Genomic DNA, 23,389 nt, shown 5'->3' on the forward strand with positions numbered 1-23,389 from the left:
GAAGGTTACGTCATGAAAAACAACCAGCCTACCGATCCAGTCAACGCACAACATCGGCTTTCCTTAACGTACATGGAGCCTGTTCCTGATGCTCCATTCAAGCTGAGACATCTCGTGCAGATTCATGACCGTGAAACGTTTGCCCATATCGAGGAATCATGGAGCAAACTCCATGTATTATACATCATAACTGCAGGTCAGGCACGGCTTATTGGAGCAGATGGAAAACTGACACTAACTGCCGGCTCCGCCTTCATTCGCCGGGCAGGCAGCCTGCTGCAACATGACAGCTATCGGGGTTCCCTGTCGCCAGTACAGGGTATTGCCATCGCTTTTGATTTTACCGATCAACAGCATCGCTGCTGGCCATTCGCGTCCCCAACTCCAATATCCAGCCACCTGATTGTAGACAAGGCAGCAGAACTGGCCAAGGTATGCACGACAGGCCACAATTCAAGTTCGTTCAGAGTGCACATTCTGTTCTATGAACTTCTGGATATGCTACAGGATCAAGTTGCTACTACACCTGAACCAGATCATTTCTGGCTTGATGGTGCGCTCCGCCATATTCATAAGATGTATGCACAACCTTTGACCCGTGAGCAGATGGCTAAGGCCTCTAACGTAAGCCCGGAACATTTTTCGCGGGAATTCAAACGCTATACCGGCCTTACCTTTGTCGAGTATGTATCCCGTTTGAGGATCAGGATGGCTCAAGAACATCTGCTGCTAGGAAGTCCTACATTACAGGAAGTGGCCAGACTGACTGGATATAAAGATTCGTTCTATCTGAGCCGCAAGTTCAAACAAATCGTTGGTGCAGCACCAGCCCATTACCGGAACACCCCGAAGAAAATTGTCTCTCTGACCTTCAACTACACGGCTTCCCTGCTGGCACTGGGCTGTATTCCCCACATAGGAGCCGTTGCGAGCTGGATGGAATCCGGTCTTGATAAGCATGTACAACACCAGATGAAGCAGTATGCCGAGCATGAATTGTTAGCTCATCCGCAGTTGATCGCAGAGGTGAATCCTGACATCATCATCGGCTATGCACCCCATCCGGCTATGGATGAATTACGAATGATTGCCCCTACCATTCTGATGCCGTTTGAAGAACTGGACTGGCAGCAGCAGTTTATCCAGATCGGTAGAATGACGGGACTAGAGTCCAAGGCTCAAGCTATCATTCATCAATATCACCAGCTGGAGCAGGATGCCAATGAGACCTTAGACAACCTGATCGGCGAAAATCGCGGTTCAGCGGTATGTTTGTTCCTGTATGGGGAACAGGGGGCATACGTCTTTGGTCATAGCTGGGGCAGAGCTTCTCATATTCTGTATGAGTCTCTTGGATTTAGCCCCCCGACACGAATGCTCAAGGATGGGCGGTTGCCAAACGGATACATCCATGTGCCGTTATCCGACATTCATCTGTATGCCGCAGATTACATATTTGTGGCCTATCCTGAGGAAGCTGCAGAACAGCAAGCTGTGATTTCAAGAATGAATGAAGAATCATGGAGCACTCTCGCAGCCATTCGTAACGGATATTTATACAGCATTGATGCGGACATGTTCTACGGTTTTGATCCTGTATCCATAATGAAGCAATTAAAAAACATAATGCATCACTTCACATCACATCTGTCTATGCATTAGTGATCATCGTTGTCCATGTACAAATCAGACATCTTCCTCTATGTTATTAATGAGAATAATAATCATTATTATTTATGAACTATACATAGGGGGAATCATTACATGTATGCTGTTAAAAACAGATTTTCCGGCTTGTTGCTCATGCTTGCTATGATTATGATATTGACCGCTTGCAGCAGCGGAGCAGGCGTCCCTGCGGCCAAACAAACGTCGGCATCGGAATCAGGAACTACATCCGGAACTTCCGAAGCCAACACAGAGACGTCATCCGGTTCGGGTTCGTCCGAAGCTACACGAATCTACAAGTCATTAAGCGGGGATGTTGAAATCCCGGCTGAACCCCAACGCATTGTTACAGACATGTACGTAAGTGATCTGCTTGTACTGGGGATCAAGCCCGTTGGTGCTGTCCAATACTATCTGGAGAACCCGTTCTATTCGGACCAGGTAACGGGCATAGAAAGTATTGGTGATCGGAACGCCGTATCCTTGGAAAAGGTTGTTGACTTGAATCCGGATCTGATCATTACCTACTCTAACCAGGCCCAGGAGATTGAGAATTATCAAAAAATTGCTCCTACCGTAGTCATTCCTTACGGTACATTTACGAATGTTCATGATGAAATCCGTGGTTTCGGAGAGCTTATGAACAAATCCGAGGAAGCCGAGGCTTGGCTGAAAACGTACGATGAACGGATGGAAGCCGCTCGCTCCAAAGTAAAGGCAGTCATCCGTCCAGAGGAAACCTTTTCGATCCTTGAAGTATCGGACAAGAGTTTTTATGGATATGGAGACAACTTTGGGCGAGGAGGACAAGCGGTTTACCGCGCTTTGGAACTTACTCCGCTTGAGCGCACCAGAAAAGAACTGATGGGCGATACCCAATGGAAAGAGATTTCACGTGAGGTTGTTGGTGATTATGCAGGCGATCATATTTTCCTGACCGTTGGTGAGAGCAATAAAAATTATCAGGGTGATTCCATCTGGAAGTCCCTGCCTGCGGTGAAAAACAATCAAGTATACGAATTGCAGGAGGACCGGTACTGGTACTTTGATCCGATTGCAATCCAGGGACAAGCTGAAGAATTCGCAGAAATGATTGTAGAGCGCGCTAAACAGAATCGCAAGTAAACTCAGTAGTGAACGTCCAAAGCCCGGAGAGGCTTGCTAGGCCTCCCCGGGCTTTTGGTGTTTTTTTATATGAAAGTATCTGTAACATATAATATATCTGTGTAGCCACTATATAGCGCTGCACCTATGCTGCATAGCCCGGTTTCACTTTTTTACCGCATGAATAAAATGGATGGTTTCGAAAGCAGACAAATGGTCTGTGCGATCTCTGAAGTATCGATGCTGAATATCCCCAGGTGTCAGATGTTCATAGATGAGAAGACCTGCATTCTCCATCAGCTGTTCCATTTCCTTATACGTGAAGCAGGATTGCATCGGCTCTCCGCCCATTTCCGCCATTTTCACCATATGCTCGACCCGATGATATTGACCCTTCTCTTGAAAGAGATGCTCATCTGCGTAATCCAGTACAATAGAGCTTCCAGCAGGCATTTCTGTAAATATATGATACATCAGGCGGGAGATATCGCTCTTGGACAAATAATATGAAACCCCTAGCAGCGTAAACAGGGTTTTCACCTTGTCCAAGCCTGCTGCATCTGTCCAATCTACACTTACCTTATCTCGGGTAAAATCCATAGGTACAAAATGCAGATTCCGTGGAATAACCAGCTTCGCCTGGTGCAGCCGTTCCCTTTTCAATTGTTGTGTGGACGGAAGATCCACCTCGAATACCTCCAGCGTATCCTCCAATTCCGGGTGTCTAACCGCAAATGTATCCATACCCGCACCCAGAATGACCACCTGCTTCAAGCCAAGCGCCGTTTCCTGCAATATGACCTGCTCACTGTAGGCGGCACGAGATAAGGTGATCGGGGCGAGCTGGACTTGGGTGATCCATTTTAACATGCGATCGGATTGACCTCCGAATGTGCGATCCGCATCCGGGTGAAAAAAATGGATACCTTGTGTCATATTTTTACCAATATCCGCTAACTCCTGTGAAGTGATCAGCTCTCTGGCAGCAAAATCATTAAAAATAAGCGGTTCATCATGTTCAACATGGTAGGCTCGGGCAAAAGCTGAAATCAGAGACGTGATGCTGGAAGCTTTCTGGCTCATGACATGTTCCTCCCGTATAAACAAAAATAAGATTCCCCCTGGCCAGGAGAACCTTAGTATATACGGAAACTTTATATATGTAAATTATAGCATATATAAACATTTTTGTCAATCTCATTTTTAGATAGATCAGATACGTTGGACTGTTTTTTTATACTCTATCCATCCATGCCTATCAAGTCATTCTCCCTAGGAGTCCACAAAAGGCTCCCGCATATGTGGCAAGACCAGCAACAGCGGAAGCCTGTAAGTTACAACATATAATATGAATCTATGTTACATCATTAAAATCAGCCTGCGAGCACATTCACTGCCGCTTCACTTCAACAGTGGCCGAGAAAAAGGTAGCCCCATTGCCCATATCCGATAACCGATTGGATGTCAGTGAGTTCGAGCGCTGCTTCTTACCCTCGCCGTCCCACCACAAACCTTGGCTGATGACCGTACCCGGAAGCATCGCGTCTGTCACTTTGGCCGTTAACTCGATACGTCCACGTTCGTTCCATACGACAACAGAATCGCCATCCTGCACCTCACGGCGCGCCGCATCCTCCGGATGCATCTGCAATAATGGCATCTTCTCCATCCGCTGGTGTTTCGCCGAATTGCCAAAGTTGGAATTCAGAAAATTATGGTTCGGCGGTGAGATAAACATCAGTGGATACGCATCAGCGGGTCCCGCCGGATTTTCGCCATCATAGCCTTCAATCAGGTTACAGTAGGTTGGCAGCGGCGGCAATCCCTTTTGTTCCATCTGCTCTGAATACAATTCAATTTTGCCGGATGGTGTTGGCAGGTGCTCCAGGAAGGAGGTGTGTGCCGACATATCAAGCTTCACAAAACGCTGCTGCTTCAAGCGCTCCAACGTTACCCCGTTCATATACGGATTTCCCGTCTCCTGCAATGCACTCTCAATCATCTGCTCCGGCGTTTCGCCAAAAATGTCTGGGTCATATCCCATTGCTTGTCCAAGCAGCGAGAACAGTTCTACATTGCTTTTGCTCTCTCCGATCGCTGCAATAACCGGCTCCTGCAGCTGAACATATTGATGCCAGTAAGAAGTGTACAGATCGGTTGCTTCAAAGGATGAGGTCGCTGGCAGCACAATATCGGCGTACTTCGCCGTATCGGTCATGAACAGATCATGAACGACGGTAAACAAATCCTCTCGTGCAAAACCTCGCTCTACCCGCTCGGTATCCGGTGCTACCACCAGCGGATTGCTGCAATACACCATCAGTGCCCGGATCGGCTGTTCTGACTCCAGCAGTGCTTCTCCAATCCGGTTCATGTTCACCACTCGCGGCTCAGCATGCTTCCGCAAGTCCGGGCGCTCCAGCGCATCGCTATTCGTGCTCGCATAACTGTTGGTGCGCACCGCACCGCCGCCGCGGTTCAGCCACTGCCCTGTTATTGCGGGCAGGCAGGCAATGCTGCGCACGTTCATGCCGCCATTGTCATGATGCTGCAAGCCATTGCCGATATGAATATAAGCGGCCTGAGCACCGCCATACAGCTCAGCCAGCTCCACAATGGTTTCCACAGGTACACCTGTTATACGTGCTACGCGTTCCGGGGTGTAACTGCGCACATGCTCGCGCAGCGCCTCGTGTCCCACGGTATATTTTTGCATAAACGCTTCATCCGTAAGTCCACGCTCAAACAGCACATGCATCAACCCCAGTACCAGCGCACTGTCTGTACCCGGATAGAGCGGAATAAACCAGTCTGCCCATTGCGCCGTCCGGTTGCGGTGTACGTCAATGACTACGATTTTGGCTCCGTTCTTGCGTGCCTTCTCTGCAAGCACAACCTGATGCATGTTCGTACTAACGATATTCCCGCCCCAGACAACAATCAGATCGGCATGCTCCGTATCCTCAGGCAGCGTGCCGCGGTTGGCTCCCATCGTATATTTCCAGCCTGTATTGCCCGCAGCATTACAGATCGTCTGCTCCAGCACACTTGCTCCCAGCGCATTGAAGAAACGCCGATCCATGCCATCCACCCCGAGTATGCCCATATTGCCGTAGAAGCTGTATGGCAGGATGCTCTCGGGTCCATAGGTTGCGGACAGGTCCTTAAACGTTGTCGTAATTTCCTGAATGGCTTCATGCCAGCTGATCCGCTCGAACTTTCCTTCGCCTTTGGCGCCGATCCGTTTCATCGGATATTGAAGACGCTCGGGGTGATATACCCGCTCCGTCATATTTCGAACTTTATTACAGATTGCACCCTTCGTGATCGGATGGTCCGGGTTACCGGTGACCTTTACAATTTTACCGTTCTCTTTATGTAACAGCAGACCACATGTGTCTGGACAATCGAGCGGGCATACCGCTGGAAACACACCATTCTCCTGATCGATCATCTTCTGGCTCCCCCTCTTTCAACAGCTATCCCTATATGATATCCCTTTTGAAGTCATACCGTAAAGAGAACAGGAACAATTCGCCAAATTTTCATGATTTCAACGCTTTTCCTGTCCTTAGTGCGAGCTGCAAAAAAAGTTTTCACCTGTGTGATTCATTCTTGAAATCCGGGGGTAAATTAAAAACAAGGCATTAGGCTAGTGTTTCCCCACTTCCTCCTCATGCCATATCATGGACCACTCCCGAAATTCGCCATGGACAGGTTTCGTTCCCCCGAACCTTGTCATGGCGAATTTATTTTGCGTTATTTTAGGGTAAAACCAAAAAAGATGATCACATCTCATTGCGGACAGGACCCATGGTCACGCCATCCTATGAGATGAATCATCTTTTGTTAAGCTTGCATGTCTGTGTGCCATCCCACATGTTGCTTACCTGCATGTTTGACTGCCTTTCCGCATGCATAGTTTCGTTTCTTGAATGCTCTTCCCTTGAGTTAAGCCTGCTTGCTCCACATACCTCTTGCATCAGCCTCCACAGAGCTGACCGCAGCAGAAGCAGGAGCAGTCGTCTCAGATTTCACTGCCGGCTCTGTCTTGCGCAGATAGACCATCCAGTACGCAGCCCCCACGAATAAAGCTCCGCCTGTCAGATTACCCAGCCACACTGGAATAAAATTCATGACATATTGTCCCCAGGTATAATGACCTTCGAAGATCGCTGCGGGGATCAGGAACATATTCGCTACAACGTGCTGAAAGCCAATGGCGACAAAGGCCATCGTCGGGAACCAGATCCCCAGAATTTTACCGCTCATCGTATCCGCAGCATAGGACAACCACACGGCAAGCGCCACCAGCCAGTTACAGCCAATACCGGATATAAAAGCCTGGAAAAAGCTGTCGTGCAGCTTGTGCCCCGCCATGTCTACCACCTTGGTGAGATACACTCCGTCTGCAGTAAGGCCCAGCACATGACCAAAGAAGAAAGCAACAAACAGTGCACCCAGCAGATTGCCAAGCGTCACCAGCAGCAGGTTCTTCAGCATGCTTCCCGGAGTAATTTTACGAGTAATTGCTGCAAGCGGCACAGCCATCATGTTACCTGTCAGCAGCTCCCCGCCGCCGATCAATACCAGAATGAGCCCCACCGGGAACACCGCTGCTCCTATAAATGTGGCTATGCTGCCCCATTCCGCTGGTGCAGATGCGATAACACGAATATCCAGCAGAAATCCGAGTGCAATGAATGCCCCGGCCAGAAAACCGAGAATCAGCACCGAGGACACCGGATTCTGTGCTTTTTTCATCCCGGTCTGTGCTGTATATTGTGCAACCTCAAGAGGTGTTTTGGCCGCCATAAGTCATCCTCTCCTTTTTCTTCTATCCGTTTCAAAATATAATTTTCTATCTATGTATTTATTGTATATCGACTGTACATAAAACTTTGTGCAAATAATCACAATAATTCGTTGTTCATTATTCAAGAGAAAAAGAAAAGACTGACGGTATTCCCGCCAGCCCTGGTTCTTCATAACTCCATATCCCGATATGGATGGTTCTCTGCTATCTGTTCTACAGCATTAACTTCTTCGTTTGAACTTGACTACCACCTTATTATCTTGCTGCTGTTGCTTGCTGCCCTTGCCTTACACCAACGCTGGTGCTTTAACCTCTACCGGCCGCAAAGCTTGCAAACCTGCAGTGTTCAGGAAGTTCCAAGGTTTGTTGTAATGCGGCTGGAAGAAGAAGTCGATAAACGCCAGCTCATCCACCGTCATGTTGTTCTGAATGCAGACCGAGATCGTGTTGATCGACTGAGTCAGGTCTACTTGAGACATAATCTGTGCACCAACGATGCGACGGGTTGCTTGCTCATAGACCACTTTCAGCAGCAGCTTCTCTGCCGTTGGCATAAATTCGGGGCGATAGCTGTCCTCCAGCACCACCGCTTCCACAATCAAGCCCTCATCGGCGGCCGATGTCTCGGTCATGCCCGTTCCTGCAATGTTTTGTTCATATATTTTAATGCCCGATGTCCCTTGTGTTCCCATATATGGGGTTGTTGGTCGAACCAGATTACGTGCAACGAGTGTACCCATGCGAACCGCATTGGTGGCAAGCGGGATGTAGGAAGCTTTGCCTGTGGGATTGTAATGGATCGCACAGCTGTCTCCTGCTGCAAATACGTCCTTTTGGCTGGTCTGCATATATTTGTCCACGATGATTGCTCCGTTCGGCAGCATATCCACCTGGCCTTTGAGCAGCTCCGTGTTCGGGCGGAACCCGATGCAGAGGATGACCAGATCCGTTTCGAACTCCCCTTTGGACGTGATGACTTTTGTGACTTTGCCGTTCTCGCCGCTAAACTTCTGCACGGTTTGACCCAGAGCAAGTGTGATGCCTTTTTCCGTCAAGGTGTGCTCGATTGCATCCGTGAATTCGGGGTCTAGATATTTGTTCAAAATACGATCCACGCTGTCAATCAGCGTCACTTCCTTGCCGTTCATCTGGAACGCTTCAACCAGTTCAACACCAATATATCCTGCACCCACCACGGTTACCCGTTTGGCGTCTTTTGCTTTTTCGATGATCGTATTGGAGTGATTGTAGTTTTTGCAGAGCAGGATGTTGTCCATCTCAATGCCTTCCAGCTTCGGAACAACTGGCCAAGAACCTGTAGTCACGATCAGCTTGTCAAATGTATCTTCTAATTCTTCCCCGGTTTGCAGATTTTTAGCCCGTAGCTTGTGGCCTTTGGCATCCACTTCGGTAACCTCATGCAGCATTTTGGTCACTACACCGAGGTCTGCCAATTGATTTGGCGAAGAATAGAACAGGCCATCCGGGTCTTTGACCACGCCGCCAACGTAGAGCGCAATGCCACAGGACAGGAAGGAAATATTGTCATTGCGTTCATATACGGTAATGGTTGCATCCGGGTAAAGTTTGGCGGTATTCACGATGGCTGCTGTCCCTGCATGTGTACATCCGATCACGGCGATTTTCATAGGTAGTTCCTCCTTGGAGTATATAAAAATGATGAAAGATAAACGTCATTGTAATCACTGCTTGAGTAGTTGTGAAACATTTCACTATTAACTCGATGGTTTATGTGATTTATTTCACTTTGTACACTCATTATAATGTGATCTTTTTCACATTGCAAGAGATTTAACCAAAATCTTTTTATTTGTCATTTCAAAATTATATCTTGCTGCCTCAATCCTCTTTTTTCAGTATGCTCATTTTTCCCGAATCACAATTCGCTTATGCCCCCCAATATGTTCAATTTTCGCAGGAGTATCCATGTATTCAAGAGCAAATATCCTTTGAAAACCAACCATTAATTAAGCGGACCACATGGCCTGTTATAAAAAATTAAAAAACATTTTGATTAAAAGGTTGATTATAAAATAGTAAGCGCTTACAATATATTAAATCCTTATACTGGATTTTGTGATATATATTTTCCATATCATTTGTTAACTAAACGTTCAGGAGGCGTTCATTTGAAGAACCGTGTATTGTCAGTTCCATTACGAATTGTTCCCGCTGCCCTTTCCTTTGCCATGATGATTACCGGATTTGCTGCTCCTCTCGCCGCTGCGTCCGATGCTTCTACCTCTAATTCCAGTTCTGTTTATGACTCTGCATCAGCTCCAGGCCATATTACTGCGCAGTCCGTAACGATCAAAACCGAGGTGTTACCCAGCTCGAAACTTATGCCTTCCAGTGTGGATGTATCCTCATTGCTTCAGAAATTTAGAGATATTAGCCATTTTGCCACTGGTGACCTTTCCAAAGACACAGCCTTCGCCCTGAATATCGTATCCTGGCAAATGCCTCACGGCGGCTTCTATAAGGATATGGAGAAGCAGTACGCGGCACCTTGGGATGGCGTCACCGCTCGCTCAGGCTGGAAGGACCCGAGTGGGGTGGAGCTCGGAACGTTTGATAACGATGCGACCACATCTGAAATTCGTTTCCTTACCGATATGTATGTCAAAACAGGCAATCCCGTTTTTAAGGAAAGTGTCCGCAAAGCCGTTGATTTTATTCTCGTTTCGCAGTACCCTTCCGGTGGTTGGCCGCAGGTCTACCCTAAACGCAGCAACTACTCTGATGCTGTCACATATAATGACAATGCCATGGTGCAGACGATGCTTCTGCTCGATGATATCACCCAGCGCAAACACGGCTTTGATAACGATATCCTCAGCAATCAGGAACGCAGCAAGCTGAGAACCGCACTGGAGAAAGGCATCAGCTACACGCTCAAAGCTCAAATCGTCAATAACGGTGTGCCAACTGTGTGGTGCGCGCAGCATGACCCTTTGACCTACGAACCGCTCCCCGGCAGAGCTTACGAACTGGCCTCCAAGTCGGGATCAGAGTCAGTTGCAATCACAGCTTTCCTCATGTCCCTGCCCCAGACACCCGAGATCGAACGCGCTGCCAAAGGCGCTCTGAAATGGTTTGATACCGTTCGTGAAGATGGCACCAAATACAACCGGCAAGGACCCGTTTATTTCGAGCCGGATGCCGGCAGTGTCATCTGGTACCGATTCTATAACGTGAACGAGGATGTTCCTTTTTACGCAGACCGGGATGGCAAAAAATATATGAACATTCTCGAAATCAGCGAGGAGCGCAGACACGGCTATTCCTGGGCAGGAAGCTATGCTCGCAACCTTCTCAAGCTGGCCTCCGAGCAAGGATACTACGAGCTCAGTAAGCCGCTTCCCGAATAACTATATTAATGATCCACCCTGCATCATCATCTGCATCCCATCTCAGTGAAAACAAAAAAGCCTGTCCCTCTGTTTACAGAAGGACAGGCTTTTCGTTATGAGTGACCTCACATGTCACACGTTATAACATTCATACTATGCAAGCAGTTGCTCAATAGCAGCACTCATGGACTCTGGAGATTCCTTAGGTTCGATGCGACCAACAACTTCACCCTCGCGGTTCACAAGGAACTTGGTAAAGTTCCATTGGATATCACTCGTTTCACCCACACCAGGCTGCTGCTGCTTCAAATATTGAAACAAAGGATGAGCCCCTTCTCCATTTACATCCACTTTGGCAAAGACCGGGAAGTTCACGCCATAATTGATCTGGCAGAAGGACTCCGCTTCCTCGCTTGTACCCGGCTCCTGTCCACCAAACTGATTGCAAGGGAAACCTAACACAACCAGACCTTGATCACGATAACGGTCATAGAGCTTCTGCAAATCACCGTATTGCGGGGTGAGTCCACATTGACTGGCTGTGTTCGCAATGACGAGCACCTTGCCTTGATACATATCCAGCGGCACTTCCTGATTCGCAGTGGTTACTGCTTTGTATGAATATACGGACATTGCTGATTCCTCCTATGACATGGTTTAATTTTTACATTATTGAAAGGCAATCGAACGATAACTAAAGAAGGCCCTTGGACTATACCCGCCTCTGGTAAATGAAGCTTGAAAAGATACAGCCTGCACCTGTCTTTCATTATAGCCCTGTTCCATGGCATACATCAAATTTACCGGGAAGCCAGAATTGCCTCGTATCGCGTCTGCCGCTCAGCTTTACTCAGCTTGGGACAAGTGTAACAATAATCCTGACCGCCATACACTTTATAATGCAAACAACAGGTTGATTTCATTAACGTCTTTTCCCCGGGTTGATACGGACTGTCAATCTCTACCGGTTTGAATTTCAGCAGGTTTTTACGCAATCCAAGAATGTCTGGCGACATCGTAATCACATGCTCATATCCCTGAACAACGGCTTCACGCTCATGATCTGTAATGTCCATCTGGGTAGCCAGCGTTTTGAACCATCTCAGGATGGATGCAAGCTGCGCCCACATCTGCCCTGTATTTGCCTCGCCAGCCATTGCCACCCCTTCTATTAAAGGCCGGAGCTGGTCTCTGTAATATGATGTGAGCATAACCTGTCTTGCGGCAGAGGCTGCTTCGTTAGAAGCAGATCCACCCTCGTTCGGAGGGGCAGGATGAGCTCGCTCGGTCCGATCTGTCAGTTGAAAAAGGAATGCTGGATATCCGTCCTTGACCACCAGATACAGCCGGATATTGTCCAGAGAGAGATCTAATACCTTATCACACATGGCATTGATATAATGAATGCCCAGCAGCAATCCGCGAACGGAATGCATGAAATACACAGCTGCAGTTTGCAGGCTGTCCGCACGTAAATGCTCGTTATAAGCTGTCAGCATAACTCTAGCCTGCTCAGTGTCACGCAGCGATGCAAGAGATGCCGCGTATACGGCATCTTGAGGAGTACTCATCGTAAAGCGTGCATACTGCTCTAGCCAGGTATAGTTGATGTCGCCCATAATAGCTGAAACCTCCCATGAATGCGAACGAGCCGCGTGCAAACAACGCACAGCGGCTTCATTCTTATAGTAGAGGACACGCAAGGTCCATTTTAATTCATTAACTGCCTGTGGCCTGAACACGATGCTGCTCTGCACGGCCTGCATGCACCATAGCACTGTTCATCACTTTTTCAGGAGTGACAGGTTTCTGACGTTCACCAGCAAGCGCATATGGCAGACAGAGCGGTACATTCGAACGCGGGTCCATGACGATGTCTGCTTCAATATTAAACACTTCACGCAGTACGTCCGAAGTCATCACTTCAACCGGGGAACCTTGTGCAACGGCTGCACCTTTCTTGATGCCAATCATATGCTGCGCGTAACGGGATGCATGGTTCAAATCATGGACAACCATGACAATGGTCCGATTAGCCGTGGCGTTCAGATGCTCCAGCAGTTGTAATACTTCCAGCTGGTGAGCCATATCGAGGAAAGTCGTCGGCTCGTCCAGGAACAGAATATCTGTTTCCTGTGCAAGAGCCATAGCGATCCATGCACGCTGACGCTGTCCACCCGACAGCTGATCAATCGGACGATCATGGAATTCCGTCATGCCCGTCACTTCAATCGCCCATTCAATCATGCGTTTGTCTTCTGCACGCATGGAACCGAATCCTTTTTGATAAGGGAAACGACCATAAGAGACAAGCTCGGTAACAGTCAGACCTTCTGGTGCTGTAGGATTCTGAGGCAGAATCGCAAGCTGCTTGGCAACCTCACGTGTGGATTGCTTATGAATGGACTTGCCGTCAAGTAACACACTTCCTGACTTCGGAGACATAATACGTGCCATCGTCTTCAGAATGGTGGATTTCCCCGAGCCATTAGCTCCAACAAGTGCGGTGATTTTACCTTGGGGAATCTGGATGTTCAGATTCTCAACGATCAGTCTTTCCTCATAAGCGATATCCAGCTTGGACGTCTCCAGACGAAACATGCGATCATCCCTCTCTCATTAATCCCGGTTATGTATTCCGGCTATAGTCACGACAACGAAATTGAAATTATATATTGATGTGATATTCTGCATTTTCCGACGCTTCAATCATTTACATTTCTATATAAATTGAACAAAAGATTTACACAATCCACTCCGATGACAGAACAACCTTCCAATCGCTGTTATCCCCAGATTTTTTTGATTCCTTTTTGCAATGGGAAAATCCGGTGATAAAGGCGAACGCTTCGCTTTTTCAGGTTTTTTCTGCCCTCTCCGTTCGAGTGTAAATAAAAGTTCAACTTATACACGAAAACGATAAATTAACTATACTAAAGATACTGATAATCATTATCACTTGTCAACAGGAAATGCTCTATCTTTTGATAAAATAAGCATTTTTCTAGTCGAATTTGGTGTTCTGCAAGGTAACATGCCACTTATTATATGAGAGTATTTCTCAATGATTCCGTGCTTTTTTTCACTTCGTGAAGTTGTCCTTAATGTGAATCAATTATTTTATGTCTATATTGTGAACAAACGGGGTCATCGGGAGTGATTCTCCGCAGGTTGTGTTTTATTAAAAAAAGATGACCCTGAAACCTGCGCTTCAGGATCACCTCCAGGTACGAATTCTGAATTCAGCTCGGCTCATACATCAAGTCGATTACGATCTTCAAGCCCTGTGCTTCATGCTGAATGCTCACGACATGCTCGGGCTGAACATTTTCCGGCAATGCTATCTGCATGCCATAAGGATACAAACGCTCCGCTTCTGCCGCAGTCAGTGGTTTGAAGCTGCCTGTGCTGCCGCCAGCAGTCTGACCCTCAGACGAACCCTTGTTATCGGTTTCCCCCTGCTTGCCTGCTTCTGCATTACTGCTGCCTTCACCCTTCCCCTGATTGGCCTCAGATTGACCGGCTACGGTTGAATCCGACTTCTGTGTTGAATCATCGCTTGGCTGCTGCGTCCCATCCGTTCCGCTAGTTGTGGAATCAGCAGTATCGGCACCCGCAGCACCTTCACTTGTGCCTGACCCGGATTCATTGCTGCTGCCCGCCGAGCTGTCCGGGGACGATGCGGGATCATTCGTTGTGTCCGGCTTTCCAGCAGCGTTCAAGCTTTGCCACTGATCCGTAACGTCGAATTCCTTCATACTCTGATCATCCATGAGCAGCTGCAGTTTACCGCGTTCAAAAGGAATTCCCCCCGTCTCACTTCGAAAACGGATAACCAATTGGGCCGGAGATGCTGTTCCCTCCTGCTTGGTGGCAGCAACAATGTAAGCTATATAGTCTGGTAGCTGCTCTTCAGGATTAGCCGGAACTGCAGGTTGCTGCTCGGTAGGGGGCTGCGCCTGAGGTTCAGCCTTATTGCTCATCAAGGCATACGATCCACCTGCAATGCCTGCAATGAGAATTAGCAGCAGTCCAAGCCAGCGTTTTTTCTTCCGTCCAGTCAGCATACGCATGAGCGGGGAGGCAAGCTCGGCTTTTGCCCGATCATAGATTGGCTTCATGGCTTTTCCTGCCTTGGCATAATACGGCCTGAATGCTGACTTGGAACGAAACGCTTCCCGGTCATGCGACTTGAAGTAGTTGATGATTGCATCTGCATATCCTTTATGTGCATTGGAAGCACGAACAAACATGCGCTGCGAGCCGGACCATTCAAAGAAGGTATACAGCACTTCTGCTTGACCTGTATGATTGCGTACAAATTCGATCAAACCCGAGTAATCCAGCCGATTGCTTCCACTTCCCCCGCGGTAGAATGCCAAGGGCAGCGCCTCATACGCCGCGGGTCCTGCATGGCTCTGCAGCTCCGCAGCCAACCAGCGGCGAGTCCAGCGCTGAAGCTCATCACGCTCGGCGAGAGAAAGGGCCTCCATGTTTTCTTCGGCCTTGCCATCCCCGCTGAGCCAGGCTCTGGCGGCCAGCATCATATTGGTTCTTGCCGCAACATCAGAGCCCTGACGTGCAGCCCAATCTCTCACCTCATCTCCATGCTGGAGAATATCAATCTGAAGCAGCTGGTCACGATTCACCCGTTCCAGATCCAGGTCCTCAATCATAAAGAGGTTAATCACATAAGCAAGCTTGTCCGCCAGCTTGGTTAACGCCTCCTGATATACGGCGGGTTGTCTGCCAGAAGCTGTGGCAGTTGCATGGTCTGAAGAATGTTCAGGCTGCTGACCCGGTCTCGCTGCTACCTCCGACTGCCCGATATAGCCTGTAATCTCTGGCTCCAGCGCGCTATTCCCGGTAATCCGGTCCAGTACACTAACCCGCTGAAGGGCTTTATTCGCGGATTGAACCGGATCAGGTGCAGAGCACAGCCTTTCTCGCAGCTCGGTACAGGAACGTTCAAGTAACAGGGCCGACTGGATAACAGACGGATGAGCTGTAACCCACCGCTGAACCAGCTCAATGATACCAGCGGCGGTCTCCGTTTGTTTCAGTTGATGATCCAGATACGGTTCGAACAGCAGCTTGGTTAACGAGGCATTGGTCAGCACCTTATCAAAGAAGGCTTGATGCAGCTGTACATCACGATCCAGAATGGCATACAGCTCCTGAACAGCACGCATCCGCTTCTGCACACGCGCATTGTTCACAGCGTAGATAAAATAATCCACAATCCGGATCTTCACCACAGGTGCAGCAACCCGGAAATACTCTCCGATGCGCGAGGCAACCGCTTCCTCGGGTACATTTTCCCGCCGTACGCTGTCCAGCTCCCGGCTGAGCAAGGTCAGAAACAGCTCGTTCAGACGTGAACGCTGCTGCTGTGCACCTTCCGGCTTCAGATACGTCAGCAAACCGCTGAGGACCTCGCTTTTGTTATTCAGATACAAATCCTCCACGCCTTGCTCCAGGCTGTAGAACACGGATAACTCTCCGTAAGCCTCAATGGAAAGGTCACGTCCAGGCTCCATGCCTGCGAGCATCTCATCGGCAAATTCGTAGAATGCCGCTGCCCTTGCCTGATCCTGCATCAGAAACCATGCGAATTCAGCATATGGCAGCTTCGCTACCGAAGCATCCGCATGTGTGACACGGCCAGAGACAAGATCAAAGGTGAAATCCTTCTCCGTGTTCCGATCCTTGGGACGCAGTGTGCCGCGCTCTACAAACTGAACGTGAATACCCTTTTTGGCCTGTGGCTCTTTGGCAAAGGTCATGAAGCCAAGCAGCCGGCGGAACGCATAAGGCAAAGCTCTGTACAGCAGACGCAGCAGCGCCTTGGCGGCTGCCGCCACTTCCTCCGCAGCCACATCAAGCGCAATGTAGACCTTGCGGCGTGCAGCGACAGACTGCATCACAGCATAAAGCATGCGCTTGAACATCGTCTCATCAATCTTCAAGGCGCTCAAAATCTGAACAGGTGCTGTGTTCGTTCCGAATCTTTCTTCGCTGTCTGCAGCTGGCACCGATTTTCCTGCTGTTACAGGCAGCTTGCTTAGCGCTGGAAGCTCTGTTCCCTGCTCGATATCATAGGAGGTGACAAACATCGTATCCAGCCAGTCCACACGCTTTATATACTCTTCCATGCTTGCCGGAGATAAGACGTAATTATGAGCAAAGAAGGCGCTGCGCAGCCCGGTAAAGTCCGCAGCCTGGTACACATTTTGCCCCAGAATCGTCTCGCCGCTCTCCAGATGCAGCATATGCATGGAAGCCGGAAACTTGCTCTCGTCCTTCTCACCCCGGCCTGTCAGCTCCGCAGGAGCATCATAGACGCAGTAGGGATGAAGCACTTTTTTGATAAAAGAAGGGTCCAGCCCCGGCGAAGCCGCCACCGTATCGAACCCCTCTGTTGTACGGAATACCCCGCGCCGCTCTCTCGTGTACATCTGCTGTTCAATGGGCGGAGTGCTGGAGGAACGCATCATCCCACTCTCCCCTCAATGTATTTCAGCTTGTACAGCAGCCATAGGAAGGGCTCGTCCACCCTGATCGGGCTGACCACACCTTGAATTTTCATATCCACCGGATTGCTGCCGAGTGCAGATACAGCGAAATAAGCGGTGTCCTTGAAGTACACATCCATCGTGCCTTTGAACGGACGATCCACCTTCTCGATAAAACGGCGAATCTCCCCGTCGATATTTTCGAACTCGGTCAGGTCAAACCACTCGCGATGCACCATGTTGCGGAACACGTTACTGTTCGATTTGATGTAATCCCCTTCCTCATCCTTGAGGGAGTGCAGCATGTCACTTTTGGTGAGCACAACAGCCGTCGGGATATTGGTCTTGGCCTTGTCCTGATAAGCGATAAAGTCACCGAACAACGTCAGTACCACATCGCGCGGCTCATCATATTTTGGCGTCCATTCTCCGGGCTCGCTGCCGAGATTAATCCGAATTTTGTCCCGAATGGAACGAATCTGAAGCGGGTCCACCATAAACAGAATGCCTGCCGAGTTTTTGATATGCTGTCCGTGCAAGCCCAGATAGTCCTGCTCCACCATACCTTCACCTGCCACGTCAAAAAACACCAGCGTCAGCGGCGCTTTATCCTCGTCCTTGAACACAAACTGGAAAATAAACGGCTCCTGCAGCTTTTCCTTCTGCGTGGAGTCCAGCAGATCACCCCGCTCGAACAGCGGCTCTTCGTAATCGGCACGGAAGCGGCGGCTGATCTCGGCATTCAGCGGCATACACGCAGCATCAAAATGATCGGCTGTATAATGCTGGAGCGTATGAATCAAGGATGTCATATAGACCGATTTACCGACCTGTGATGCCCCGATAATGGATATGATATTGCTCGGGGCCTTGCCCGCCGTTACAGGTAGCTCATTATGACAGTGCGGGCACAAGCGGCGGCGTGTGACTACACCGTAACGATCATTAAGCCCCATCACGATGTTATCCGAATAGATTCGGTGCTCCTCAGGCACGTCATAAGGCGACAATACGGCTTCCATATCAAACACCGTATCCAGCCCAAAGCGCTCCCGGTATCGGTTCAGCTTGGCATCTTCCCCAAGGGCGTAGTCCTCGTCATCGTCACGATGATGTGCCGCACGGAACACCACCTCTTCCGGTGAAAATTTGCTGAAGCAGTACGGACATACGATGTCGTAGAACAACGGCCGCTCCTCCGGCTGCTGTCTCTTCAAAAACCGGCTAAAAAAACTCATAGCCACTCCCCTCCCCATATCTGTGTAATACGATCGTCATGTATGTTCAATCGGATATCAGCCGATAGGCGGCTCCGTATTTCGGGCCGTCCGTGAAGAATAACCTCACATAGTCGTCCTTGGCGACTTCAACTGGCGGCATTTCATTTTTCCCTGGTGCAAAATCACTGACAAACGGATACACCGTACCATCCTCCTTGTTCAGCGGAACCCCTCCCTGCTTGCGAACATAACAGAGCGCTTCCTTAGGCACAGGTACTTCGGCTGTTACGGTCATCAATACCGTCTTGCGTTTCTGAAAAAAGCTGCGCTTATAACGAATGGCAAAGCGGATATCCGCCTTGCCTGCACTTGCAATCCCTTGATTCTCCTCATCCTGCTGACGAATCAGCACAGGTCCGTCCTCCTGCATCAGACACGCATACACGGTATACTGAATTGCGCCAAAACCGGTGATTCGATCCGCATACCCGTTGTTGGCCTTGTATTCCTCTCTCGTATACAGCTTCAGCTTGCCTTGTGTGTGCGAGGACAACTGCTGATGCCCCCTATATGAACTCTCACCGCTGTGATCTTCGCTCTCCCGATCATCGTTCACTTGATTGAGCTCCACACGTTCCACATATACCGCCTCCAGCTGTTCAGGCCACAGCCAGCGAAGCGAGCAGCGTCCATCGTCCACCGCAAGTGTCAGCTTGCGAATCCGGGGAGCCGAGGGATCAGCATCTGCATTCATAAACTGCATATTCCATTGACCTCCCCGATGTTAAAATCCTTTGCTGCGTGTGTCTCTTGGTCGTTGTCCGAAGCCTTCCCCAGAAGAGGTTCCGCTTCCGACCTCCCGGCGTCCCCGGCTTTTGCGTGGTGTATTTTCTTTAATCGGAACAATCCAGGAGAACAGGGTAAGCACCCCTGACAGAATCAGCATTGCCCCCAAACGGACAAAAGCGTCCCCCACGTTGGAGCCGTCCAGCCCCCACTCCAGCAAAAGTCCAGCCAGCAGTCCCGATACGGCACCGCCCACCCCAAAGCTGAGTGCAAGATGACGGTTATCAAACACAAGTCCTAAAGACACGCCGAGAGCCACACCGATCAACAGCAAGGCGGCAACACGGAAGATCGCCAGATATACGCTGTGTTCCATCGCACCCGTACGTTCAGTCACCAGCGTACGCTCATCAATCGTATCGTAAATTTGCTGGAACGCGACATTGAGGCCGCCCGCGTCCGGCACATCATAGTACATGCCGCCGGTTTGCTGGGCAATGCTCTTGAGCAAATCCGTACCCGAAGGGTCTACCAGGCTCAAACCTACCGTATGGATGGCAACCTGTTCCTGTACATACTGCGGCAAAATGTCCGAGATATCTGCATCACTGAATCCATCGGATAACAGAATAACCACAGTACCTCGTTTCGGGTCCTGTTTTCCCTTGATCAGTTCCATGCCTTCTCTAAGCACCGTGTCAAAATTGGTTCCACCCGATGTGGTCACAATGCTGTCGATCTTGCTGTTCACTTCATTTTTGGCGGCTTCGCTGTCCACAGCAATGAATGGCTGCAGCACTTGCGGCTGATCATGGAACGTAATGACCGCCACCTGTTTGTCACTTTCCATCTGATTGATTAAACTCTTCGCCGCTTCAAACCGCCCGTTATTCGGGTCCGTTTCGCTCATGCTGCCTGAGTTGTCGATCATCAGAATGATATCTTTGACCTGCTTCGCCCCGCCCGGATTGATCTGATACAGCAGCTGCAAGCCGAGTCCAACGACCAGCAGCAGCGCCAGTGTTGCAGGCACAAGCAGCTTCCAGGACAGTCCCAGATATCTAAGCTTCCACGAAGAGCCGTTCAAACGCGGCGAGATCATCTCTGCCAGCAAGCAGAACAGTCCTACACTAAGCGCCACTACGCCAAAATATAATCCCATCAGCAGCAGGCGCGGCATCTCCCCGAGCCACTGACGCAGCATAATTTCTCCTGCCGCAAAACCCACCGCTCCGCCAATCAGGCTGAACAGGACCAGGAGAAGATTGATTTTTCGCTGCATGTCTGCATGCATCCTTTCTTAGAACCTGCCAGAAGCAGGCTGACTTGGTTAACCCTTATCGAAGCGGAGACAGCTTCTCCACAAGCTCCGCAGGGTGAAGCTCATAGCCGTTTTCGGTATACGAATCGTAATACACTTTGCCATTGCGGTAGACCATCAGATCCTCCAGATGGAATCCTCCCATCAGATTCAGCTTCTCTACACCGCTGCTGCGTTCCTCATATACGACACCCAGCTTGTAGATTCGCGAGGTCTCCTCGGCATGTGCCGCGTAATCCATGAAGGCACTGTGATGATCGCCAAAAAAGTACTTCTCTTCATAGCGATGCTCCTGCGTATAGTCAAACACTCTGATGCGAACTACAGCCTGCTCTTCCAGTGTGCGGTACAATCTGCGGAACAGATCATCCCGAGTCAGTACATCCCGATCGCGATAAGTAATCGTCACATTGGCCCGCTGCAGCAGCTCTTCCTCAAATGGCAGCCGCAGCGGCTCCGCAGAGAGCAGCAGTGCACGGCAAAGATCCATAAGACGATGCAGCAAGCGGTCACTGCCGATGGCGGCGAGCTGGTTCATATCTCCCATATATCTTTCCTCGAACCATACATCCCGTCCCCGTCTGGCCTCCAGGTCTGCGATCAGTTCTTCCGTCACTTTGCCGTAATACTCCATTACGTTCTGACCGATGTATTCATCGGCAGCAGCAATGCTCTCTTCTGCTGCTGCACGCAACGTACGCTCCAACGCTTCAAGCGAGACCGTAACCTCGCGGCTGAAGCGGTGCAGCTCTTCCATCTCCGAATCGTAGATACGAAGCAGATGCAACTCATGTTCCAGCCGTAACAAGTCGACCTTGGGTACGTATACACGCTCCAGCAGACAATCGATCAGATTGCGTACGTTCTGTTTATCACGGAAAAGCGCTCGCTTGATCGGCTGATCCTCTACCCGCTCCTGCTGCCGCTGCTCCAGCAGCGCACGTGCCGATTCGAGCTGCATTGCCTTGTCCCGAATCAGAGCCAGCAGCGCCTCACGCACACTGCCTGGCTCACCGCCGCTCCATGCAGCCCATTGAAAGTAACCCGCCTCAGGGCGCTCCATATGAGACTGCTCGGCCTGACGACGCAGCGACCCGCTGGAGCTGCGCTCACGAACACGCTCCTGCACCGGACGAACAACGTTATCACGGAAGTAGGCTTCCGCTCCCTCTCCATACAGCGCCTGCTCCGCTTCTCGCAAGGAGAGCGGCTTGAGTTCTGCAAAGCTGCGATTATGCGTCATAATTCCGCTCATGCCGCTGATCAGATCATCCCCTGGCAGCAGACCTTCCACTTTCCGCTCCACCGAAGTCGCATCCAACCCGAAAAAGGCCAGCTTCTCCTTCATGCTCCAATCCGGCTCCTGCTGCATTCGGCCGAGCAGATAGCGGTACAGATGATATAACACGGTGAGTGCAATCGGTTTGTTCGGCCGCCTGATCTCGGCAAAGCCTGCACTTGCATACCCGTGCTGATCGGAGGTGGTGCGGATATTATTTTTGAACGATGTATTGTTGTACGTGTTTGCTCCTGTGCTGTTGATCGCTGCCCGAGCTTCATGCCCCTCATCCTGCTTGCGATTCTTCAGCAGACAGATGCGGCAGATGATCTCCGCATTTTCGATCCAGCCGCCGGGAACACCGGTGCCACGTTCGTTTTTGTCGGACAGCACATACACAAGATCATACAGAGGCGCCGCGGCATGTGTGACTGGAATCGAAATCCCGTCCTCCGTCACCAGCAGGCTGCCGCTGAACGTATAGTCCAGCGACTGCATGTAATCCAGCTCACGCAGAAAGGCAAGCCCTGCTGCGCTCGCATATCCGAAGGATTCCACCTGCTCCATCTCGCTGACCAGTACATGCAGATCGGTCTGCACCGATTTGAAGGACTGTGCCAGAATCGTCTCGGTCAGCTTGGTGATTTCCGGAAGCAGTACATTCAGCGGATCATCTGCCCGGGTGATTACCGTCACATAAATCCGGTCGAAGGATGAATAAAGACGTCCGTATTCAGCAATACGATTGCTTACCCGCCGCATCGTGCGATTCAGTCCAAAGAGTGCCTCCGCCGACTCATGAAAGCTGCGGTGTACGTCCTTGCGCAGCGTTTTGGAAGGCCGCTGTGCCTGATAGGACGAGAGCGGAAGGTGGTGGTATGTCACCTGATCATCATTCGGTGCAGTAGAACTGCCACCTGTCATTTCTTCATATGAAGCATGCTCAGCCGACCTTCGCCCTTCCTTGCGAGATTGCTCCCCGCTTTCTTTTTCCTGCTCTGTGCCGATGTGCACGTAAACTACGCCATCCTCGTTGTCCCACTTCAAGCGATTAATCTGCCTTACGGCAGACACCGCAGGTGCGACCAGATCGCCGACAAACAGAAACAGGGCGGGATAATGGATGCTGCTGCGTCCATCCCCCAGGCTGCCTTGACGCTCTTGTTCAGCAGCATACCGGGCAGCATACTGCTGCAGCTCTCGCTTCAGGTTCGTCGCGGTGTACTTGCCAGCATCTGTCCCGGGCGCCGAATTGTTGTAATTTGCGGCTCCCGCATTGGATCGATCATTCATACGATCAGCCACC

At 50.0% G+C, this 23,389-nt stretch carries 15 protein-coding genes; 3 read left to right on the forward strand and 12 right to left on the reverse strand.

Annotated elements, in window-relative coordinates; all coding sequences use genetic code 11:
- The first annotated feature begins 12 nt into the window (after positions 1-12).
- Together IEW26_RS21850 and IEW26_RS21855 are read left to right on the forward strand one after the other, a co-directional pair.
- Positions 13-1,662, forward strand: coding sequence for a helix-turn-helix domain-containing protein (locus tag IEW26_RS21850; RefSeq protein WP_145404478.1), 1,650 nt, complete (start codon positions 13-15; stop codon positions 1,660-1,662).
- A gap of 102 nt (positions 1,663-1,764) precedes the next feature.
- Positions 1,765-2,793, forward strand: a complete 1,029-nt coding sequence (locus IEW26_RS21855; protein WP_188593867.1) for an iron-hydroxamate ABC transporter substrate-binding protein — start codon at positions 1,765-1,767, stop codon at positions 2,791-2,793.
- A gap of 144 nt (positions 2,794-2,937) precedes the next feature.
- Here the strand turns inward: IEW26_RS21855 and IEW26_RS21860 are convergent, their stop codons facing one another.
- The 4 genes from IEW26_RS21860 to IEW26_RS21875 form a co-directional block, all read right to left on the reverse strand.
- Complete coding sequence (locus IEW26_RS21860) at positions 2,938-3,855, reverse strand: class I SAM-dependent methyltransferase (RefSeq protein WP_188593868.1); 918 nt, start codon at positions 3,853-3,855, stop codon at positions 2,938-2,940.
- A 307-nt stretch (positions 3,856-4,162) separates the two neighbouring features.
- Positions 4,163-6,226: a molybdopterin-containing oxidoreductase family protein gene (locus IEW26_RS21865; protein WP_188593869.1), complete on the reverse strand. Its 2,064-nt coding sequence runs from the start codon at positions 6,224-6,226 to the stop codon at positions 4,163-4,165.
- Between the two features lie 497 nt (positions 6,227-6,723).
- The gene (locus IEW26_RS21870) at positions 6,724-7,587 is read right to left on the reverse strand and encodes a formate/nitrite transporter family protein (RefSeq protein ID WP_145404481.1); all 864 of its coding nucleotides are present in this window, start codon (positions 7,585-7,587) and stop codon (positions 6,724-6,726) included.
- 288 nt (positions 7,588-7,875) lie between these two features.
- Entirely contained in the window at positions 7,876-9,237 is a 1,362-nt protein-coding gene (locus IEW26_RS21875) for an FAD-dependent oxidoreductase (RefSeq protein ID WP_188593870.1), read from the reverse strand.
- Between the two features lie 561 nt (positions 9,238-9,798).
- Between IEW26_RS21875 and pelA the strand changes: the two genes are divergently transcribed.
- Complete coding sequence (pelA, locus tag IEW26_RS21880; protein ID WP_188593901.1) at positions 9,799-10,980, forward strand: pectate lyase; 1,182 nt, start codon at positions 9,799-9,801, stop codon at positions 10,978-10,980.
- A gap of 135 nt (positions 10,981-11,115) precedes the next feature.
- Here pelA and IEW26_RS21885 read toward each other — a convergent pair whose 3' ends face one another.
- The 8 genes from IEW26_RS21885 to IEW26_RS21920 form a co-directional block, all read right to left on the reverse strand.
- Positions 11,116-11,595 (reverse strand): glutathione peroxidase, encoded by a 480-nt coding sequence (locus IEW26_RS21885; protein ID WP_111268999.1) that lies wholly within the window; start codon positions 11,593-11,595, stop codon positions 11,116-11,118.
- Between the two features lie 167 nt (positions 11,596-11,762).
- Positions 11,763-12,581, reverse strand: a complete 819-nt coding sequence (locus IEW26_RS21890) for a ferric iron reductase (protein ID WP_188593871.1) — start codon at positions 12,579-12,581, stop codon at positions 11,763-11,765.
- A gap of 100 nt (positions 12,582-12,681) precedes the next feature.
- On the reverse strand, positions 12,682-13,563 hold the full coding sequence (locus IEW26_RS21895) for an ABC transporter ATP-binding protein (RefSeq protein ID WP_188593872.1): 882 nt from the start codon (positions 13,561-13,563) through the stop codon (positions 12,682-12,684).
- Positions 13,564-14,204: 641 nt separating this feature from the next.
- Positions 14,205-17,459 carry a GAP1-N2 domain-containing protein gene (locus tag IEW26_RS21900; protein ID WP_188593873.1) on the reverse strand — a complete coding sequence of 1,085 codons (3,255 nt, stop codon included), beginning with the start codon at positions 17,457-17,459 and terminating at the stop codon, positions 14,205-14,207.
- On the reverse strand, positions 17,456-18,715 hold the full coding sequence (locus tag IEW26_RS21905; protein ID WP_145404486.1) for a TRAFAC clade GTPase domain-containing protein: 1,260 nt from the start codon (positions 18,713-18,715) through the stop codon (positions 17,456-17,458). The genes IEW26_RS21900 and IEW26_RS21905 overlap by 4 nt, the downstream gene beginning before the upstream one ends.
- Before the next feature lie 46 nt (positions 18,716-18,761).
- The gene (locus IEW26_RS21910; RefSeq protein ID WP_188593874.1) at positions 18,762-19,460 is read right to left on the reverse strand and encodes a beta-mannanase; all 699 of its coding nucleotides are present in this window, start codon (positions 19,458-19,460) and stop codon (positions 18,762-18,764) included.
- A 21-nt stretch (positions 19,461-19,481) separates the two neighbouring features.
- The gene (locus tag IEW26_RS21915) at positions 19,482-20,765 is read right to left on the reverse strand and encodes a vWA domain-containing protein (RefSeq protein ID WP_188593875.1); all 1,284 of its coding nucleotides are present in this window, start codon (positions 20,763-20,765) and stop codon (positions 19,482-19,484) included.
- A gap of 55 nt (positions 20,766-20,820) precedes the next feature.
- Entirely contained in the window at positions 20,821-23,376 is a 2,556-nt protein-coding gene (locus IEW26_RS21920) for a transcription initiation factor TFIID (RefSeq protein ID WP_373288524.1), read from the reverse strand.
- Positions 23,377-23,389 lie beyond the last annotated feature (13 nt).

It is taken from the genome of Paenibacillus silvae (genome assembly GCF_014639235.1).
Classification (GTDB): domain Bacteria; phylum Bacillota; class Bacilli; order Paenibacillales; family Paenibacillaceae; genus Paenibacillus; species Paenibacillus silvae.

What these genes read in the sequence shown, in the direction of transcription:
- IEW26_RS21915 (WP_188593875.1), bottom strand. Translation starts at nt 20,765, where the DNA reads ATGCAGCGAAAAATCAATCTTCTCCTGGTCCTGTTCAGCCTGATTGGC.
- IEW26_RS21875 (WP_188593870.1), bottom strand. Translation starts at nt 9,237, where the DNA reads ATGAAAATCGCCGTGATCGGATGTACACATGCAGGGACAGCAGCCATC.
- IEW26_RS21890 (WP_188593871.1), bottom strand. Translation starts at nt 12,581, where the DNA reads ATGGGCGACATCAACTATACCTGGCTAGAGCAGTATGCACGCTTTACG.
- IEW26_RS21900 (WP_188593873.1), bottom strand. Translation starts at nt 17,459, where the DNA reads ATGATGCGTTCCTCCAGCACTCCGCCCATTGAACAGCAGATGTACACG.
- IEW26_RS21850 (WP_145404478.1), top strand. Translation starts at nt 13, where the DNA reads ATGAAAAACAACCAGCCTACCGATCCAGTCAACGCACAACATCGGCTT.
- IEW26_RS21920 (WP_373288524.1), bottom strand. Translation starts at nt 23,376, where the DNA reads ATGAATGATCGATCCAATGCGGGAGCCGCAAATTACAACAATTCGGCG.
- IEW26_RS21855 (WP_188593867.1), top strand. Translation starts at nt 1,765, where the DNA reads ATGTATGCTGTTAAAAACAGATTTTCCGGCTTGTTGCTCATGCTTGCT.
- IEW26_RS21895 (WP_188593872.1), bottom strand. Translation starts at nt 13,563, where the DNA reads ATGTTTCGTCTGGAGACGTCCAAGCTGGATATCGCTTATGAGGAAAGA.
- IEW26_RS21865 (WP_188593869.1), bottom strand. Translation starts at nt 6,226, where the DNA reads ATGATCGATCAGGAGAATGGTGTGTTTCCAGCGGTATGCCCGCTCGAT.
- IEW26_RS21860 (WP_188593868.1), bottom strand. Translation starts at nt 3,855, where the DNA reads ATGAGCCAGAAAGCTTCCAGCATCACGTCTCTGATTTCAGCTTTTGCC.
- IEW26_RS21905 (WP_145404486.1), bottom strand. Translation starts at nt 18,715, where the DNA reads ATGAGTTTTTTTAGCCGGTTTTTGAAGAGACAGCAGCCGGAGGAGCGG.
- pelA (WP_188593901.1), top strand. Translation starts at nt 9,799, where the DNA reads ATGATGATTACCGGATTTGCTGCTCCTCTCGCCGCTGCGTCCGATGCT.
- IEW26_RS21870 (WP_145404481.1), bottom strand. Translation starts at nt 7,587, where the DNA reads ATGGCGGCCAAAACACCTCTTGAGGTTGCACAATATACAGCACAGACC.
- IEW26_RS21910 (WP_188593874.1), bottom strand. Translation starts at nt 19,460, where the DNA reads ATGCAGTTTATGAATGCAGATGCTGATCCCTCGGCTCCCCGGATTCGC.
- IEW26_RS21885 (WP_111268999.1), bottom strand. Translation starts at nt 11,595, where the DNA reads ATGTCCGTATATTCATACAAAGCAGTAACCACTGCGAATCAGGAAGTG.